Genomic DNA, 19,144 nt, shown 5'->3' with positions numbered 1-19,144 from the left:
TGGCCAGCTCCGACCAGAAGCTTGTCGAGGCCCTGCGGTCGTCACTGAAGGAGACCGAGCGGCTTCGGGCCCAGAACCGGAAGCTCACCTCCGCCTCCCGTGAGCCCATTGCGATCGTCTCGATGGCGTGCCGTTATCCGGGTGGGGTCGCTTCGCCGGAGGACCTGTGGCGGATGGTCGCGGACGGAGTCGACGGCATCTCCGACTTCCCGTCCGACCGTGGCTGGAACACCGACTCCCTCTTCGACCCGACCGGCGAGCGCGAGAGCACCACCTATATCCGTGAGGGTGGCTTCCTGCACGATGCGGCCGGGTTCGATCCCGGGTTCTTCGGGATCAGCCCGAACGAAGCACTACTGATGGATCCGCAGCAGCGGTTGTTGCTGGAGACGGCGTGGGAGGTCTTCGAGCGGGCGGGTATCGACCCGGCGACCCTGCGGGGCAGTTCCACCGGCGTCTTCGCCGGGATGATGTACCACGACTACCCGGCCAACGCCGCCACCGGGTCGATCGCCTCGGGCCGGGTCTCCTACGTCTTCGGTCTGGAGGGCCCGTCGGTCACGGTCGACACGGCGTGCTCGTCGTCGCTCGTCGCCCTCCACTCCGCGGTGCAGTCGCTGCGCAACGAGGAGTGCACCCTCGCCCTCGTCGGCGGTGTCGCCGTGATGGCCACGCCAGAGACGTTCATCGAGTTCAGCCGCCAGCGGGGGTTGTCCCGGGATGCTCGTGCCAAGTCCTTCGCGGCGGGTGCGGACGGCACCGTGTGGGGCGAGGGTGTCGGGATGCTGTTGGTGGAGCGGTTGTCGGACGCGCGGCGGTTGGGGCATCCGGTGTTGGCGGTGGTGCGGGGTTCGGCCGTCAACCAGGACGGTGCTTCCAATGGGTTGACGGCTCCCAATGGTCCGTCGCAGCGGCGGGTGATTCGTCAGGCGTTGGTGTCGGCGGGGTTGTCGGCTGCGGATGTGGATCTGGTGGAGGCGCATGGGACGGGGACGACGCTGGGTGATCCGATTGAGGCGCAGGCTCTGCTGGCCACCTATGGGCAGGATCGGGTGGAGGGTCGTCCGTTGTGGCTGGGTTCGCTGAAGTCGAACATCGGTCATACGCAGGCGGCTGCGGGTGTTGCGGGGATCATCAAGGTTGTTGAGGCGATGCGGCACGGGGTGCTGCCCAAGACGTTGCATGTGGATGAGCCGTCTTCGCAGGTGGACTGGTCCGCCGGTGACGTGGAGCTGTTGACCGAGGCGCGTGCGTGGCCGGAGCTGGAACGCCCCCGTCGGGCGGGTGTCTCCTCCTTCGGTATCAGCGGCACCAACGCCCACGTGATCATCGAACACGTGGCCGCGGCAGAGCCGGAGTCTGCCGGGCCGGAGTTTGGTGTGGTGCCGTGGGTGGTGTCGGCGAAGTCGGCGGACGCGCTGGCGGTGCAGGCGGAGCAGCTGCTGACGCAGGTCCGGGAGCGGGACGGCCTGTCCCCGGTGGATGTGGGCTTCTCCCTGGCCACCACCCGTGCGGTCCACGACCACCGGGCGGTGATCGTGGGCCGGGACCGGGACGAGCTGGTCAAGGGCCTGTCGGCTCTCGCCGCCGGCCCTGGCCCGTTGTCCGGGCGCCGTACCGCTGGCAGGACGGCGTTTGTGTTCACGGGGCAGGGTGCGCAGCGGTTGGGGATGGGCCGTGGGTTGTATGAGGCGTTCGGAGCATTCGCGGCGGCGTTCGACGCGGTGGTGGCCGCGGTGGACGAGCACCTCGAGGGCCCGTCGCTGCGCGAGGTGATGTGGGGCGATGACCCCGAGGCCCTGAACCGTACGGAGTTTGCTCAGCCGGCGTTGTTTGCGGTTGAGGTGGCGTTGTTCCGGCTGGTGGAGTCGTGGGGGGTGCGGCCCGACTACCTGGCCGGGCACTCGATCGGAGAGCTGGCGGCCGCTCACGTCGCGGGTGTGTTCTCGCTGGAGGATGCGGCGCGTCTGGTGGTGGCGCGGGGCCGGTTGATGCAGGCCCTGCCGGCGGGCGGTGCGATGGCAGCCGTGCAGGCCACCGAAGCGGAAGTCCTGCCCCTGCTGACGGACGACATGTCCGTGGCGGCCGTCAACGGTCCGACGTCGGTCGTGATCTCGGGCGCGGAGCGCGCGGTGGCGGCGGTGGTGGAGCACTTCACCGCTGAGGGCCGTAAGACGAACCGGTTGAAGGTGTCGCACGCGTTCCACTCGCCGTTGATGGAGCCGATGCTGGACGACTTCCGGGCGGTTGCGGAAAGCCTGTCGTTCGGCGAGCCCGTGATCCCGGTGGTGTCCACGGTGACCGGCGAAGTGGCGGTGGGCTGGGACAGTGCGCCGTACTGGGTCGGCCAGGTCCGTGAGGCGGTGCGTTTCGCCGACGCGGTGCACACGCTGGAGGCTGCGGGGGTTTCCCGGTTCTTCGAGCTGGGTCCGGACGGTGTGCTGTCCGCGATGGTCCAGCAGTCCGCCACCGACCCCGCCCCCGGCACTGACGCTGACGGGGGTGTGGTGGCGGTCGCGGCGACGCGTCGGGACCGTGACGAGGCCGAGACCCTCCTGTCCGCTCTGGGCCGGCTGTATGCCAGTGGTGTGTCCGTCGACTGGGCGGTGTTCTTCGAGGGCACCGGCGCCCGCCGCGTCGACCTGCCCACCTACCCCTTCCAACGCCAGCACTACTGGCTCGACACCCTTGAGTACCTCGCCGACTACTCCTGGCTCGGCAGCGAACTCGGAGGCAATCCCGCCGCCCTCGGACTCTCCGCCGTCGAACATCCGGTGCTCGGTACGGTCGTCACCCTCCCGGACTCCGACGGTCTGGTCTTCACAGCGCGGCTGGGTCTCGACACCCACGGCTGGATCGGCGACCACCACGTACTGGGATCCGCTCTGCTCCCCGGCACGGCCTTCGTCGAACTCGCCCTCCACGCGGGCGACCACACCGGCTGCGACGTCCTGGAGGAGCTGACGCTCCAATCCCCGCTGATCCTCACCGCCGAGACCGGCGCCCTGCTGCGCGTCACCGTCGGCGGCCCCGACGCCACTGGACGCCGCCCGCTCAGCATCCACTCGCGCGCGGAAGGCGACGAGGGACCGTGGACGCTGCACGCCGACGGCGTCATCGGAAACGAGACCGCGTCGGTGGACTTCGACTTCACCCAGTGGCCGCCCGCGGGCGCAACCGCGGTAGACACCGAGGACGCGTACGAGCGGCTGCGCGAGCGCGGTTACGGCTACGGGCCGGTGTTCCAGGGGCTGAAGGCCGCCTGGCAGCGCGGTGACGAACTCTTCGCCGAGGTGCGGCTGCCCGAGCAGGCCCACGACGATGCGGCCCGGTTCGGGCTGCACCCCGCGCTGCTGGACTCCGCGATGCATGCCGCGCTGCTGGAGGAGGAGGCGAGCGGTGACGAGACGCTGCTGCCCTTCTCCTGGAACGGCGTCTCCCTGCATGCCACCGGTGCCACCGCACTGCGCATGCGCATGGCCTCCGTCGGTTCCGACGCCGTGACCCTGGCCGCCGCCGACACTGAGGGCCGCCCGGTCGTCTCCGTCGGCTCCCTCGTGTCCCGCCCCGTCTCCACCCAACAGCTCGATCTGGCCCGCAACACCGCCGGACAGCAACACATGTTCCGGATCGACTGGACGCTCCTGCCGACCGCCGAATCCGCCGCGTCACCCGTCCCCGTCACAGAACTCGGCCCCGACGGATTCGACGGCGCTGAGGAACTGCCCCAGGGCGACGTCGTGCGGCGGCTCGCCTCCCCGGCGGGGGAGGAGGTCCCCGCAGCCGTGCGCGCCGCGGCCGGTGAAACCCTGGCCGTCGTTCAGGCGTGGCTCGCCGACGAGCGGTATGCCGACCGGAGGCTGACGCTGGTCACCGAGCGTGCGGTCGTGGCCGTACCCGGCGAAAGTGTCGAACCCACGCTCGCCCCGGTGTGGGGACTGGTGCGTGCCGCGCAGGCGGAGAACCCCGGCCGGTTCGTCCTCGTCGACACCGACGGCACCACGGAGTCCGAGAACGCGCTGGCTGTCGCCCTCGAGACCGGTGAGCCGGAAATCGCCCTGCGCGCCGGTGACATCCGGGTCCCGCGCCTCGCCCGCGCCGCCGTACCCGCCGCGGGGGAGGGGTCTGTCGCGTTCGCCGAGGGTGGGACGGTGTTGGTGACGGGTGGTACGGGTGGTCTGGGTGCGTTGGTGGCGCGGCATCTGGTGGTCGAGTACGGGGTGCGTCATCTGCTGCTGACGAGTCGGCGCGGTGCGGATGCTCCGGGTGCGTCGGAGTTGCGGGCGGAGCTTGCGGGTCTGGGTGCCGTGGTGGAGCTGGTGGCCTGTGACGTCGCCGACCGGGAGGCGCTCGCCGTCCTGCTGGCGGGCATCGACCCCGAGCACCCCCTCACCGCCGTCATCCACGCCGCCGGCGTGGCCCGCAACGGCGTGGTCACGGGGGTCACCCAGGACGACTTCGAGGCCGTACTAGCCCCCAAGGCGGATGCCGCATGGCACCTGCACGAGCTGACAGCCGGGCTCGACCTGGCCGCGTTCGTGCTGTTCTCCTCCGCCGGAGGAACCCTCTTCGCCGCAGGTCAGGCCGCCTACGCCACCGCCAACGTGTTCCTCGACGCGCTCGCCGTACACCGGCGCGCCGCCGGACTGCCCGCGACGTCACTCGCCTATGGGCTGTGGGGCGTCGACGCAGGTCTGGGCGCCCATCTCGGCGAAGCCGACCTCGTACGCATGAAGCGCCAGGGCTACCCGCCGCTGACCGTGGAAGAGGGACTGTCCGCGGTCGACACCGCGTTGCACGAGACCGCCGACGTACCCGCTGTTCTCGTCCCCCTCCGCGTGGACACCGCGACCCTGCGGGCGCGCGGCGGCGAGATCGCCGCCCTCCTGCGCGGTCTCGTGCGCACCGCGGCACGCCGTACGGCCGCCTCAGGTCCGGCCGGTGCCTCGGAGCTGGCCCGTCGGCTCGCCGGACACAGTGCCGAGAAGCGCATCGGGCTGCTGCTGGACCTCGTACGCGGCCACGTCGCGAGCCTCCTCGGCCACTCCTCCGCCGACGCCATCGAGCCGGACCGTGCCTTCAACGAACTGGGCTTCGACTCCCTCGCGGCTGTCGAGCTGCGCAACGTACTCAACGCCGAGACGGGCCTGCGCCTGCCCGCGACCCTGCTGTTCGACTACCCGACCGCACAGGCCGTGGCCCAGCACATCGATGAGTCCTTCGAGGGCGTGGACCATGCCACGGCTGGACCGGTCGTCCCGGTCACCGCGGTTCGCGACGACGAGCCCATCGCCATCGTCTCGATGGCCTGCCGTTACCCGGGCGGTGTCACCTCGCCCGAGGAACTGTGGAAGCTGGTCGCCGACGGGGTGGACGCCATCGACGGCTTCCCCACCGATCGGGGCTGGGACCCCGACGTCTACGACCCCGAGCCCGGCAAGCCCGGCAAGTCCTACGTCAACCAGGGCGGTTTCCTGCACGACGCCGCCGACTTCGACGCCGCCTTCTTCGGGATCTCGCCCAGCGAGGCCCTCGCGATGGACCCGCAGCAGCGGCTGCTGCTGGAGACCTCCTGGGAAACCCTGGAGCGGGCCGGCATGGACCCCGACTCGCTGCGGGGCAGTTCCGTAGGTGTCTTCGCCGGCCTCATGTACCACGACTACGGCATGGGTCACGGCGGCGGCAGCACCAGCGGCGGCAGCCTCGTCTCCGGCCGCATCGCCTACACCCTCGGTCTGGAGGGCCCGGCGGTCACGGTGGACACGGCGTGTTCGTCGTCGCTGGTCGCGTTGCACTGGGCGATGCAGGCGCTGCGCTCGGGTGAGTGCTCGATGGCGCTGGCCGGCGGCGTCGCCGTGATGGCCACCCCCGAGATGCTGGTGGAGTTCAGCCGCCAGCTCGGCTTGGCGTCCAACGGCCGTTCCAAGTCCTTCGCGGCGGGTGCGGACGGCACCGGCTGGGGTGAGGGTGTCGGAATGCTGCTGGTGGAGCGGTTGTCGGACGCACAGCGGCTGGGACATCCCGTCCTGGCCGTCGTCAGGGGTTCCGCCGTCAACCAGGACGGGGCCAGCAACGGCTTCTTCGCTCCCAATGGTCCGTCGCAGCGGCGGGTGATTCGTCAGGCGTTGGTGTCGGCGGGGTTGTCGGCTGCGGATGTGGATCTGGTGGAGGCGCATGGGACGGGGACGACGCTGGGTGATCCGATTGAGGCGCAGGCTCTGCTGGCCACCTATGGGCAGGATCGGGTGGAGGGTCGTCCGTTGTGGCTGGGTTCGCTGAAGTCGAACATCGGTCATACGCAGGCGGCTGCGGGTGTTGCGGGGATCATCAAGGTCGTTGAGGCGATGCGGCACGGGGTGCTGCCGAAGACGTTGCATGTGGATGAGCCGTCTTCGCAGGTGGACTGGTCCGCCGGTGAGGTCGAGCTGTTGACCGAGGCGCGTGCGTGGCCGGAGCTGGAACGCCCCCGTCGGGCGGGTGTCTCCTCCTTCGGCATCAGCGGCACCAACGCCCACGTGATCATCGAACACGTGGCCGCGGCCGAGCCGGAGTCTGCCGGGCCGGAGTTTGGTGTGGTGCCGTGGGTGGTGTCGGCGAAGTCGGCGGACGCGCTGGTGGTGCAGGCGGAGCGGCTGCTGACGCAGGTCCGGGAGCAGGACGGCCTGTCCCCGGTGGATGTGGGCTTCTCCCTGGCCGCCACCCGCGCGGTCCACGACCACCGCGCGGTGATCGTCGGCCGGGACCGGGACGAGCTGGTGCAGGGCCTGTCGGCGCTGGCGGCGGGCCGTGGCCCCCTGTCCGCGCGCCGTTCCGGGCGTACTGCGTTTGTGTTCACGGGGCAGGGTGCGCAGCGGTTGGGGATGGGCCGGGGACTGTATGAGGCGTTCGGAGCATTCGCGGCGGCGTTTGACGCGGTGGTGGCCGCGGTGGACGAGCACCTTGAGGGGCCGTCGCTGCGTGATGTGATGTGGGGCGATGACCCCGAGGCCCTGAACCGTACGGAGTTTGCTCAGCCGGCGTTGTTTGCGGTTGAGGTGGCGTTGTTCCGGTTGGTGGAGTCGTGGGGGGTGCGGCCCGACTATCTGGCCGGGCACTCGATCGGGGAGCTGGCGGCCGCTCACGTGGCCGGCGTGCTGTCCTTGGAAGACTCCGCGCGTCTGGTGGTGGCGCGGGGCCGGTTGATGCAGGCGTTGCCGGCGGGCGGTGCGATGGCGGCCGTGCAGGCCACCGAAGCGGAGGTGCTGCCCCTGCTGACGGATGACGTGTCGGTGGCGGCGGTCAACGGTCCGACGTCGGTCGTCGTCTCGGGCGCGGAACGCGCGGTGTCCGCTCTGGTGGAGCACTTCACCACTGAGGGTCGTAAGACGAACCGGTTGAAGGTGTCGCACGCGTTCCACTCGCCGTTGATGGAGCCGATGCTGGACGACTTCCGTGCGATTGCGGAAAGCCTGTCGTTCGGCGAGCCGGTCTTCCCGGTGGTGTCCACGGTGACCGGCGAAGTGGCGGTGGGCTGGGACAGCGCCCCGTACTGGGTCGGCCAGGTCCGCGAGGCAGTCCGCTTCGCCGACGCGGTGCACACGCTGGAATCCGCCGGGGTTTCCCGGTTCTTCGAGCTGGGTCCGGACGGTGTGCTGTCGGCGATGGTCCAGCAGTCCGCCACCGACCCCGCCCCCGGCACTGACGCGGGTGTGGTGGCGGTTGCGGCGACGCGTCGGGACCGTGACGAGGCCGAAACCCTCCTGTCCGCTCTGGGCCGGCTGCACGCCAGTGGTGTGTCCGTCGACTGGGCGGTGTTCTTCGAGGGCACCGGCGCCCAGCGCGTCGACCTGCCCACCTACCCCTTCCAACGCCAGCGGTACTGGGTCGACTCGCTCTCCGGGGGCGAGGTCGACCTGGGGGCGGCCGGTCTGGAGAACGTGCAGCACCCCTTGCTGACGGCGGCACTGACCGCTCCGGACACCGACTCGGTCGTCCTGACCGGTCGCCTCGCGGCAGGAACCCAGCGTTGGCTGACCGACCACGAGGTGCTGGGCAGCGTTCTGCTGCCGGGTACCGCATTTGTCGAGATGGCCGTGCGAGCCGGAGACCAGGTCGGCTGCGGCCGAGTCGAGGAGCTGTTGCTCCACGCTCCCCTGGTCCTGCCCGAGCGGGGCGGAGTCTCCCTCCAGGCGGCGGTCGGTGCGCCCGACCCGTCCGGCTCCAGGACGCTGAGCATCCACTCCCGTTCCGACGAGGCCGGCGAGGCCGACCTCCCCTGGGTTCTGCACGCGACCGGCATGCTCGCATCGGCCACCGGCGCTCCCATCGAGGAACTGGCCGTCTGGCCGCCCACCGGCGCGGAGTCCGTGCCGATGGACGGGGCGTACGAGTGGCTGCGCGAGTCCGGCTACCACTACGGACCGGTGTTCCAGGGGCTGAAGGCCGCCTGGCGGCGGGGTGAGGAACTGTTCGCCGAAGTCGACCTCCCCGAGGACGCTCACACCGATGCCGCCCGGTACGGTCTGCACCCCGCTCTGCTGGACGCGGCCCTGCACGTCAATCTCGTCGCAGCCGACGGCGAGGACGAACGCACCCTGGTGCCGTTCGCCTGGCACGGGGTGGAACTGCATTCCACGGGCGGCACCGCGCTGCGGGTGCGGGTGTCCCCCCGGGAGGTCGAAGGTTCCGCGTCGGGCACTGCCCTCTTCATGACCGACCGCACGGGGCGGCCAGTCATGTCCGTCTCCGCGCTCGTGGCCCGCGAGGTCTCCCCTCAGCAGCTCGCTGCCGCCGAGGGCGAACGCAACCAGGGCCTCTACGGCGTCGAGTGGACGCGTGTACCCCTGCCCGAGAGCACGGGCCCGGCCGACGACTGGACCGTCGTCGGCCCCGATGGCGACCTGCTCGGCACCCTCGCCGGTCACCGCTGCCCGGACCTCGCCGAGCTGGCCGCTCGCGTCGAAGCGGGCCTGCCGCTGCCCGGCCACGTGCTGTACCCCGTCACGGTGGACACCGAGGACGGTGTCGTCTCCGGCCTGCACGACGCGGTACGCCGGGTTCTCGGCACTGTGCAGGAATGGCTGACCGACGAGCGGTTCGAAGGCTCCCGACTGGTGCTGGTCACTCGTGACGCGGTCTCCACCACCACCGACCCGGCGACGGAGCCCGACCCACTGAGCGAGAACTCCGTGGTTGCGGCTGCTGTGTGGGGTTTGGTGCGGGCGGCGCAGAGTGAGAATCCGGATCGTTTCGTGCTGGTGGATGTGGATGGTTCGTCGGGGTCGGTGGGTGCTCTGGGTGGGGTGCTTGCCGGTGGTGAGGGGGAGGTGGTGTTGCGTTCCGGTGTGGCGTGGGTGCCGCGTCTTGCCCGGGCCGCCGTACCCGTCCCCGTCCCGGGGGAGGGGGCTGTTGCGTTCGCCGAGGGTGGGACGGTGTTGGTGACGGGTGGTACGGGTGGTCTGGGTGCGTTGGTGGCGCGGCATCTGGTGGTCGAGTACGGGGTGCGTCATCTGTTGTTGACGAGTCGGCGGGGTGCGGGTGCTCCGGGTGCGTCGGAGTTGCGGGCGGAGCTTGCGGGTCTGGGTGCCGAGGTGGAGCTGGTGGCCTGTGATGTCGCCGATCGGGAGGCGGTGGCCGCGCTGGTGGCGGGGATCGGTCCTGAGCATCCGTTGACGGGTGTGGTGCATTCGGCGGGTGTGTTGGATGACGGTGTGGTGGGTGCGCTGTCGGTGGAGCGGTTTGCGGGGGTGTTGGGGCCGAAGGCGGATGCGGCGTGGTATTTGCATGAGTTGACGTGTGATTTGGGGCTTTCGGCGTTTGTGTTGTTCTCGTCGGTGGCGGGGACGTTGGGTGGTGCGGGGCAGGCGAATTACGCGGCTGCGAATGTGTTCTTGGATGCGTTGGCGGTTCATCGTCGTGGGTTGGGGCTGCCGGCCGTGTCCATGGCCTGGGGCCTGTGGGACACCGGCCTCGGCATGGGCGGGGAACTCGACGCCGCTGCCGTCGCCCGCCTGAAGCGCCAAGGCTTCCCGCCACTCACCGTCGAACAGGGTCTGGAACTCTTCGACCTGGCCGTCGGCTCCCCGGCACCGCTGTCCCTGCTGGTCCACCTCGACCTGGCGGCGCTCCGTACGCAGGCGGCTTCCGGGTTCGTCCTGCCCGCACTGCGTGGCCTGGTGCGTGTGCCGATGCGGCGGGTGGCTCGTAATTCTGGTGGTGAGGCCGGGTTCGGGGCGCGTTTGTCGGCTCTTTCGGTCGAGGAGCGGTTGCGGGTTGTGCTGGAGGTGGTTCGTGGGCAGGTGGCGGAGGTTCTCGGTCATGCGTCGTCGGACGCGGTCGAGCCGGACCGGGCTTTCAGCGAGCTGGGTTTTGATTCGCTGGCCGCTGTGGAGTTGCGTAACCGGTTGGGTGAGGTGTGTGGGCTGAGTCTTCCGGCGACGTTGGTCTTCGACCATCCCACCTCGGAGGCGGTGGCCGGGTTCCTGGTGGCCGAGCTGACCGGTGCGGTGGAAGGTGCCGTGGTCGTCCGGGACCGTTCTGTCGTGGACGACGATCCGATCGCGATCGTCTCGATGGCGTGCCGTTATCCGGGTGGGGTCGCCTCGCCGGAGGACCTGTGGCAGATGGTCGCGGACGGAGTCGACGGGGTGAGCATGTTCCCGTCCGACCGTGGCTGGGATCCGGAGGTGTACGACCCGGAGCCGGGCATACCGGGCCGTACGTACACCCGTGAGGGCGGTTTCCTGCATGAGGCGGCCGGGTTCGATCCGGGGTTCTTCGGGATCAGTCCGAACGAGGCCTTGTATATGGATCCGCAGCAGCGGTTGTTGCTGGAGACGGCGTGGGAGGTCTTCGAGCGGGCGGGTATCGACCCGGGGACTCTGCGGGGCAGTTCCACCGGCGTGTTCGCGGGGATGATGTACCACGACTACGCCGACAACAACAACACCGGGTCGATCGCCTCGGGCCGGCTTTCCTATGTCTTCGGTCTGGAGGGTCCGTCGGTCACGGTGGACACGGCGTGTTCGTCGTCGCTGGTCGCGTTGCACTGGGCGATGCAGGCGCTGCGCTCGGGTGAGTGCTCGATGGCGCTGGCCGGCGGTGTCGCGGTGATGGCTACCCCGGACGTTTTCGTCGAGTTCAGCCGCCAGCGCGGTCTGGCATCCGACGGTCGCTGCAAGTCCTTCGCGGCGGGTGCGGACGGCACCGGCTGGGGTGAGGGCGTCGGGTTGCTGTTGGTGGAGCGGTTGTCGGACGCACAGCGGTTGGGGCATCCCGTCCTGGCCGTCGTCAGAGGTTCGGCCGTCAACCAGGACGGTGCTTCCAATGGGTTGACGGCCCCTAATGGTCCGTCGCAGCGGCGGGTGATCCGTCAGGCGTTGGCATCGGCGGGGTTGTCGGCTGCGGATGTGGATCTGGTGGAGGCGCACGGGACGGGAACGACGCTGGGTGATCCGATCGAGGCGCAGGCTCTGCTGGCCACCTATGGGCAGGACCGGGTGGAGGGTCGTCCGTTGTGGCTGGGTTCGCTGAAGTCGAACATCGGTCATACGCAGGCGGCTGCGGGTGTTGCGGGGATCATCAAGGTCGTTGAGGCGATGCGGCACGGGGTGCTGCCGAAGACGTTGCATGTGGATGAGCCGTCTTCGCAGGTGGACTGGTCCGCCGGTGACGTCGAGCTGTTGACCGAGGCGCGTGCGTGGCCGGAGCTGGAACGCCCCCGTCGGGCGGGTGTCTCCTCCTTCGGCATCAGCGGCACCAACGCCCACGTGATCATCGAACACGTGGCCGCGGCCGAGCCGGAGTCTGCCGGGCCGGAGTTTGGTGTGGTGCCGTGGGTGGTGTCGGCGAAGTCGGCGGACGCGCTGGTGGTGCAGGCGGAGCGGCTGCTGACGCAGGTCCGGGAGCAGGACGGCCTGTCCCCGGTGGATGTGGGCTTCTCCCTGGCCGCCACCCGCGCGGTCCACGACCACCGCGCGGTGATCGTCGGCCGGGACCGGGACGAGCTGGTGCAGGGCCTGTCGGCGCTGGCGGCGGGCCGTGGCCCCCTGTCCGCGCGCCGTTCCGGGCGTACTGCGTTTGTGTTCACGGGGCAGGGTGCGCAGCGGTTGGGGATGGGCCGGGGACTGTATGAGGCGTTCGGAGCATTCGCGGCGGCGTTTGACGCGGTGGTGGCCGCGGTGGACGAGCACCTTGAGGGGCCGTCGCTGCGTGATGTGATGTGGGGCGATGACCCCGAGGCCCTGAACCGTACGGAGTTTGCTCAGCCGGCGTTGTTTGCGGTTGAGGTGGCGTTGTTCCGGTTGGTGGAGTCGTGGGGGGTGCGGCCCGACTATCTGGCCGGGCACTCGATCGGGGAGCTGGCGGCCGCTCACGTGGCCGGCGTGCTGTCCTTGGAAGACTCCGCGCGTCTGGTGGTGGCGCGGGGCCGGTTGATGCAGGCGTTGCCGGCGGGCGGTGCGATGGCGGCCGTGCAGGCCACCGAAGCGGAGGTGCTGCCCCTGCTGACGGATGACGTGTCGGTGGCGGCGGTCAACGGTCCGACGTCGGTCGTCGTCTCGGGCGCGGAACGCGCGGTGTCCGCTCTGGTGGAGCACTTCACCACTGAGGGTCGTAAGACGAACCGGTTGAAGGTGTCGCACGCGTTCCACTCGCCGTTGATGGAGCCGATGCTGGACGACTTCCGTGCGATTGCGGAAAGCCTGTCGTTCGGCGAGCCCGCCATCCCGGTGGTGTCCACGGTGACCGGCGAAGTGGCGGTGGGCTGGGACAGTGCCCCGTACTGGGTCGGCCAGGTCCGTGAGGCAGTCCGCTTCGCCGACGCGGTGCACACGCTGGAATCCGCCGGGGTTTCCCGGTTCTTCGAGCTGGGTCCGGACGGTGTGCTGTCCGCGATGGTCCAGCAGTCCGCCACCGACCCCGCCCCCGGCACTGACGCTGACGCGGGCGTGGTGGCGGTCGCGGCGACCCGTCGGGACCGTGACGAGGCCGAAACCCTCCTGTCCGCTCTGGGCCGGCTGCACGCCACCGGTGTGTCCGTCGACTGGACAGCCCTCTTCGAGGGCACCGGCGCCCACCGCGTCGACCTGCCCACCTACCCCTTCCAACGCCAGCACTACTGGCACCTCGGCGACGACACCGGCTCCAGCCCCGGTGCCATGGGCCTCGACTCGGTCGAACACCCGTTGCTCAGCGCCGTGGTGGCGCTGCCCGACACGGACGGGTACGTGTTCACCGGCCGCCTGTCCACCGGTACCCACCGGTGGATCGCGGACCACGACGTGCTCGGAAGCGTGCTGCTGCCCGGCGCGGCCTTCGTGGATCTGGCGCTCGCCGTCGCGGAGCAGGTCGGCTGCGACAGCATCGGCGAACTCACCCTGCAGGCACCGCTGGTGCTCGCTGAGGAACGTGGCGTCGCGCTGCGGGTCGCCGTCGGCGGCCCCGACGACTCCGGCGCCCGCGACATCACGATCCACTCCCGTACCGAGGGCGCGGACGAACCGTGGGTGCAGCACGCCGAGGGCCACCTCGGCACCGGTCGGCGCGCGGCACCCGCGTACGACTTCACCCAGTGGCCGCCCGAACAGGCCAGGACCATCGAGGTCGAGCGCGCGTACGAGACACTCGCCGAGTACGGCTACCACTACGGGCCCCTGTTCCAGGGCATCAGGGCAGCCTGGCGACGCGGCGACGAACTGTTCGCCGAGGCCGCGCTGCCCGAGGACGCCTCCACGGCCGCCTTCGGTATCGATCCGGCTCTGTTCGACGCGGCGATGCACGTCATGCCGCTGGCCGGGCTGCGCGAGGACGACGAGGGAGGCCAGACGCTGCTGCCCTTCTCCTGGGGCGGCGTCACCCTCCAGGCCGTGGGTGCCCGGGCGGTGCGGGTGCGCATCGCGCCCACCGGACCGAAGGCCGTCACCCTCGAACTGGCCGACCCCTCGGGCGCGCCGGTCGCCCACGTGGCGGAGCTGAGTCTCCGGGAGGCGTCCCCGGAGTCGCTCTCCGGCGCGGCAGGCCCGCAGGGCTCGCTGCTGCGCGTCGACTGGGTCGCGGCCCCGGCGGTGCCGACGGCCGGTGGCCGGAGCCTGGCCGTCGTCGGCACGGCCGAGCCCGGGATCGACGCCCCGGTCCACGCCGGGCTGGCCGAGCTCGCCGCCACGGTCACCAGCGGCGCGGCCAGGGTGCCGGACACGGTGATCGTCCGTGTCGGGACCGGCTCCGGTGACGTGCCCTCCGCCGTCCGGGACACCACGTACCGCACCCTGGACCTGCTCCAGCAGTGGCTCGGTCAGGAGGTCTTCGGCTCCTCGACGCTCGCGCTGGTGACCACGGACGCCACCAGCGCCCTCGACCAGGCCCCGGTGTGGGGACTGGTGCGTGCCGCGCAGGCGGAGAACCCCGGCCGGTTCGTCCTCGTCGACACCGATGACAGCGCGGCGTCGCGGCCCTTGCTGGCCGCCGCGGCGGCCGGCGGCGAACCGGAGACAGCTCTGCGCGAGGGTGAGCTGCTACTGCCGAGACTGGTGCGCACCGGGGCCGGCGCGCAGACGTCCGGGGACGACCTCTTCGGTCCGCGGGACACGGTGTTGGTGACGGGTGGTACGGGTGGTCTGGGTGCGTTGGTGGCGCGGCATCTGGTGGTCGAGTACGGGGTGCGTCATCTGCTGCTGACGAGTCGGCGGGGTGCGGATGCTCCCGGTGCGTCGGATCTACGGGCGGAGCTGGCCGGTCTGGGTGCCGAGGTGGAGCTGGTGGCCTGTGACGTCGCCGACCGGGAGGCGCTCGCCGTCCTGCTGGCGGGCATCGACCCCGAGCACCCGCTGCGCGGCATCGTGCACGCCGCCGGTACGGCGCACAACGGGCTGGTGCCCTCGCTCACCCCCGAACAGGTGGAGATCTCACTGCGGCCCAAAGTGGACGCCGTGTGGCACCTGCACGAGCTGACCGCCGGACTCGACCTGGCCGCCTTCGTGGTCTTCTCCTCCTCGGGCGGCTTGGTGATGGCCGCAGGCCAGGGCGGCTACGCCGCGGCCAACGTCTTCCTGGACGCCTTCGCCGTGCACCGCAGGGCGCAGGGCCTGCCGGCCACGTCCCTCGCCTACGGGCTGTGGGACACCGACACGGGCCTGTCCCAGTGGCTGACCGAGGCCGACCGGGAGCGCATGCGGCGCCAGGGCCTGCCCGCCCTGCCGGTCGCCGACGGTCTGGCGGCCTTCGACGCGGCGCTCCGCAGCGAGTACGCCACCCTCGTACCGGTCAAGGTCGAACCCCAGGGGCTGCGTGGCCGTGGCGAGGGGCTGCCGGCCCTGCTGCGCGGTCTCGTCCCCGCCACCAGGCGCAGGGCCGCGGCCGGCGACGACCCCGGCGCCCTGCGCCGCCGGCTCGCGGCGCTCGCCCCCCAGGAGCGGGAACAGGCCGTCCGGGATCTGGTCCTCGGCCGCGCCGCGGCCGCGGTCGGACACGCGGACGCCGCCGCGATCGACCCGGAACGTGACTTCCTGGAGATCGGCTTCGACTCGCTGGCGGCGATGGAACTGCGCAACGTCCTGACCTCCGCGACCGGGCTGCGGCTGCCTCCCATGGTGGTCTTCGACAGCAAGACCCCGGCCGGACTGGCCCGCGCCGTGGTCGAGGAACTCGCCTCCCACCTCGACGGCGCCGCGCAGGAGACCACGGCCGCCGAGCCGGCCGCTGTCGACAGCCCCCCGGCGGTCCGTGTCTCCGAGACGCTGACCGAGCTGTTCCGCCAAGCGGTGCTGTCCGGGCAGGTGGTCCAGGGCTTCGACCTGTTGCGGGCGGTCGTCGGGCTGCGCGAGCGGTTCGACGCGGCGGAGGAACTGGACCGGGTGCCGGCCGCGGTGAAGCTGGCCGACGGCCCCGGCCGGCACCGGCTGATCTGCGTCTCCTCGCCGATGGCGACGGCCGGACCGCAGCAGCACGCCCGGCTGGCCGCTCCCTTCCGGGGAGTACGCGGGGTGAGCGCCCTGAACACCCAGGGCTTCGCCGCCGGCGAGGCGCTGCCGACCGGTGTCGAGGCGGTCACCGCCACCTTCGCGGAGAGCATCCTCCAGGCGGCGGAGGGCGAGCCGTTCGTCCTGGTCGGCTACTCGGCGGGCGGCATCATCGCCCACGAGGCCGCCGCCTATCTGGAACGCGTGAAGGGCGTCAAGCCGTCCGGTGTCGTCCTGCTGGACACCTATCAGGTGGACACGGACAGCGACGACTCCAACGAACTGATGCGGCAGCTGTTCATCGCCCTGGTGGGCAAGGACTCCGAGTACGGCATGTTCGACAGCACGGTGCTGTCGGCCATGGCCTGCTACTTCGACCTTGTGCCCCAGTTCCGGATCACGTCGGTGGAGTGCCCGGTGCTCTTCGTCGGCGCGGAGCAGCCGTTCTCCCCGGACGGCACCGCCGTGGTACCGGAGGACGACAGCTGGGCCGCCAAGCCGTGGAACGACCGGCAGGCGCACCGCACCCTGCCCGTCAACCACTTCAGCATGATCGAGACGCACGCCGAGGCCACCGCCGCCGTGGTCGAGGAATGGCTCGCCACGCTCGATCAGTAGCCGTACCCGCCAGGGGGCGGGCCCCGTCGCGGACCCGCCCCCGCACCACCGGAAGGCAGGGCAGCATGCCCCCCGCGCGAACCGCGCCCAGCAGCAAGGGAACCGTCCCCTTCGGTCCCTACAAGACCTGGTACCGGGTCACCGGAGACCTGGACAGCGGGCACCCCGCCCTGGTCGTCGTCCACGGCGGCCCGGGCAGCACCCACGACTACCTGCTCCGCCTGGCGGAGTTCTCCGCCCACGGCTGGCCGGTCGTCCACTACGACCAACTGGGCAACGGCGGATCCACCCACCTGCCCGAACGCGGCCCCGACTTCTGGACCGTCGACCTGTTCCTCGCCGAGCTGCGCAACCTGGTCCAGCGGCTCGGCCTGAAGGACTACGTCCTGTTCGGACAGTCCTGGGGCGGCCTGCTGACGGCGAAGTACGCCTCCGCGCGCCCGGCGGGGCTGCGAGGACTCGTCATCGCCAACGCGCCGGCCTCGTACCCGCTGTGGCTGGAGGAAATGGAGATCCTGCGGTCCCGGCTGCCTCCCGGGGTGGACGAGACCCTGCGCCGGCACGAGGCGGCCGGGACCACCGACACGGACGAGTACCACACCGCGGCCATGCACTTCTACGAGCGGCACGTGTGCCGGCTCAAGCCGTGGCCCCGGGACTGGCAGGCGACGTTCTACGAACTCTTCAACGACCCGACCGTGTATTACGCGATGAACGGGCCGAGCGAGTTCCATGTCAACGGCACCCTCAAGGACTGGGGCGTGCTCGACTGCGCCGCGGACATCGCGGTGCCCACCCTGGTGATCTCCGGACGCCACGACGAGGCGACCCCGCGGACCGTGCAGCCGTACGCGGACCTCGTTCCCGACGTGCGCTGGGAGATCCTGGAGGATTCCAGCCACGTGCCTCACCTGGAGGAGCCCGAGCGGTTCGACGCCGTTCTGCACGATTTCCTCAAGACGGTCGGCCAGGGTGGCTGAAACGACCCGGAGCGACCCGGCGACCGATCCGACCTGGATATATATACGTCCGTCCCACTGCGAGGTAGGGTTCTATCATGGGACACCGTGATGATTTGATCGATGGCGCCATGCAGTGCCTTCGGGAGAAGGGCTACGCCCGAACGACCACGCGTGACATCGTCGCGGCTTCGAAGACCAACCTGGCGTCCATCGGCTACCACTACGGGACGAAGGAGTCGCTCCTGCGGGCGGCGCTCATCAAGTCCATGGACGAATGGGGCACGGAGACCTTCGCGGCCGTCGCCGAGGAGACCTCGGACGTCGCCGCGGACGATCCGCTGGCCCGTTTCGAAGCCGTCTGGACCAAGATCATCAATGCGGTTCCGGACAACCGTGCCCTCTGGGTGCTCAGCTTCGAGGTCTTCGCCCAGCTCGACCACGACGAGGAACTGCGGACGTTCATGGCCCAGGCCATGCCGGACGCCTACGAGGCCTTCGCGGAGCTCTTCGGCGGCCTGACCGCCACCGCCGACCCGCAGTCCGCCCGCCTGGTCGGCATGCTCTGCCACTCCCTGCTGACCGGTGTGCTCTCCCAGTGGCTGATCGACCCGGAGAACGCGCCGTCCGGCCACGACCTGACCGAAGCCCTCCGCCTGATCACCGGGATCCGCGCCACCGCGACCGCCTGAGCGGGCCCCTCGGCACACGGAGGGGCCCGCTCAGGCGGCGTCCGGCTACACGAGCGACAGAACACGCTCCCGGATCAGTGAGATCACCTTCGGTGCGTGTTCGTTCAGGTAGAAGTGACCGCCCGTGAACCACGCGAATTCCGCCTCCGCGGACGTGTGCTCACGCCAGCCGTCCGCCTCCTCGGCCGTCACCTCCGGATCGGTCCCGCCGTTCAGCACGAGCACCGGGCACGACAGGGGCGGACCCGGACGGAAGCGGTAGGTTTCCGCCGCCTTGTAGTCGGCGCGGATGGCGGGCAGGGCCATGCGCAGCATCTCGTCGTCGGCGAGTACCGCCGTGTCCGTACCGCCCATCCTCTTGATCGTGGCCAGCAGCCGCTCGTCGTCCTCGAGATGGGTGAACTCCCGCTCCCGATGGCGCGACGGGGCCCGCCGGCCCGACGCGAACAGCGTCAGCGGGCGCGTGCCCCGCTCCTCCAGCCGCAGCGCGACCTCGAACGCCAGCGTCGCCCCCAGGCTGTGCCCGAAGAACGCGAGCGGACGATCGCACCACGGCGCCAGCTCCTCCGCCACCAGATCCGCCATGCGCCGTACGTCGTCCACGCACGCCTCCTGGCGGCGGTCCTGACGGCCCGGGTACTGCACGGCCGCCACGTCCACAGCAGGCGACAGGGCACGGGAGACCGGAAAGTAGTAGCTGGCCGAGCCACCCGCGTGCGGGAAGCACACCAGCCGGGCCGGAGCGTCCTCGGCCGGGTGGAACCGGCGTACCCAGTTCCCCGTCGTGGTCGTCGTCGCATTGGTCATGGGCCCATTCAAGGCAGTAGCGGCGCGACTGAGAACCCTGACCCACCCCTGAATCCCGGGCGCGGACCCCGGTATCTGGCGGTACGAGCCGCTGTACGCGCCGGTTAGGGGTGTTCGGCCGCTTTCCCGCCCACTT

Annotated in this window: 3 protein-coding genes and 1 pseudogene; 3 read left to right on the top strand and 1 reads right to left on the bottom strand. The window is 70.7% G+C overall.

All coding sequences use genetic code 11. The features are described from left to right. Nucleotides 1-2: 2 nt before the first annotated feature. The 3 genes and pseudogenes from ACGH7X_RS39890 to ACGH7X_RS39880 form a co-directional block, all read left to right on the top strand. Nucleotides 3-16,550 (top strand): annotated as a pseudogene (locus tag ACGH7X_RS39890) (SDR family NAD(P)-dependent oxidoreductase); the annotation flags it as partial. Nucleotides 16,551-16,615: 65 nt separating this feature from the next. Next, nucleotides 16,616-17,530: a proline iminopeptidase-family hydrolase gene (locus ACGH7X_RS39885; protein WP_399895686.1), complete on the top strand. Its 915-nt coding sequence runs from the start codon at nucleotides 16,616-16,618 to the stop codon at nucleotides 17,528-17,530. Nucleotides 17,531-17,607: 77 nt separating this feature from the next. Then, the gene (locus ACGH7X_RS39880) at nucleotides 17,608-18,201 is read left to right on the top strand and encodes a TetR/AcrR family transcriptional regulator (RefSeq protein WP_399895683.1); all 594 of its coding nucleotides are present in this window, start codon (nucleotides 17,608-17,610) and stop codon (nucleotides 18,199-18,201) included. A gap of 45 nt (nucleotides 18,202-18,246) precedes the next feature. On the opposite strand, the gene ACGH7X_RS39875 is transcribed toward ACGH7X_RS39880, so the two are convergent. Beyond that, the gene (locus ACGH7X_RS39875) at nucleotides 18,247-19,008 is read right to left on the bottom strand and encodes a thioesterase II family protein (protein ID WP_399895681.1); all 762 of its coding nucleotides are present in this window, start codon (nucleotides 19,006-19,008) and stop codon (nucleotides 18,247-18,249) included. Nucleotides 19,009-19,144: the final 136 nt, after the last annotated feature.

Source organism: Streptomyces sp. BBFR51, from assembly GCF_044591655.1.
GTDB lineage: Bacteria > Actinomycetota > Actinomycetes > Streptomycetales > Streptomycetaceae > Streptomyces.
Note: the sequence above shows the minus strand (reverse complement) of the source record. Positions and strands in the feature narration are given on the sequence as shown.

Excerpts from the sequence above, each read along its gene's own strand:
- ACGH7X_RS39885 (WP_399895686.1), top strand. The coding sequence starts at position 16,616 with ATGCCCCCCGCGCGAACCGCGCCCAGCAGCAAGGGAACCGTCCCCTTC.
- ACGH7X_RS39880 (WP_399895683.1), top strand. The coding sequence starts at position 17,608 with ATGGGACACCGTGATGATTTGATCGATGGCGCCATGCAGTGCCTTCGG.
- ACGH7X_RS39875 (WP_399895681.1), bottom strand. The coding sequence starts at position 19,008 with ATGACCAATGCGACGACGACCACGACGGGGAACTGGGTACGCCGGTTC.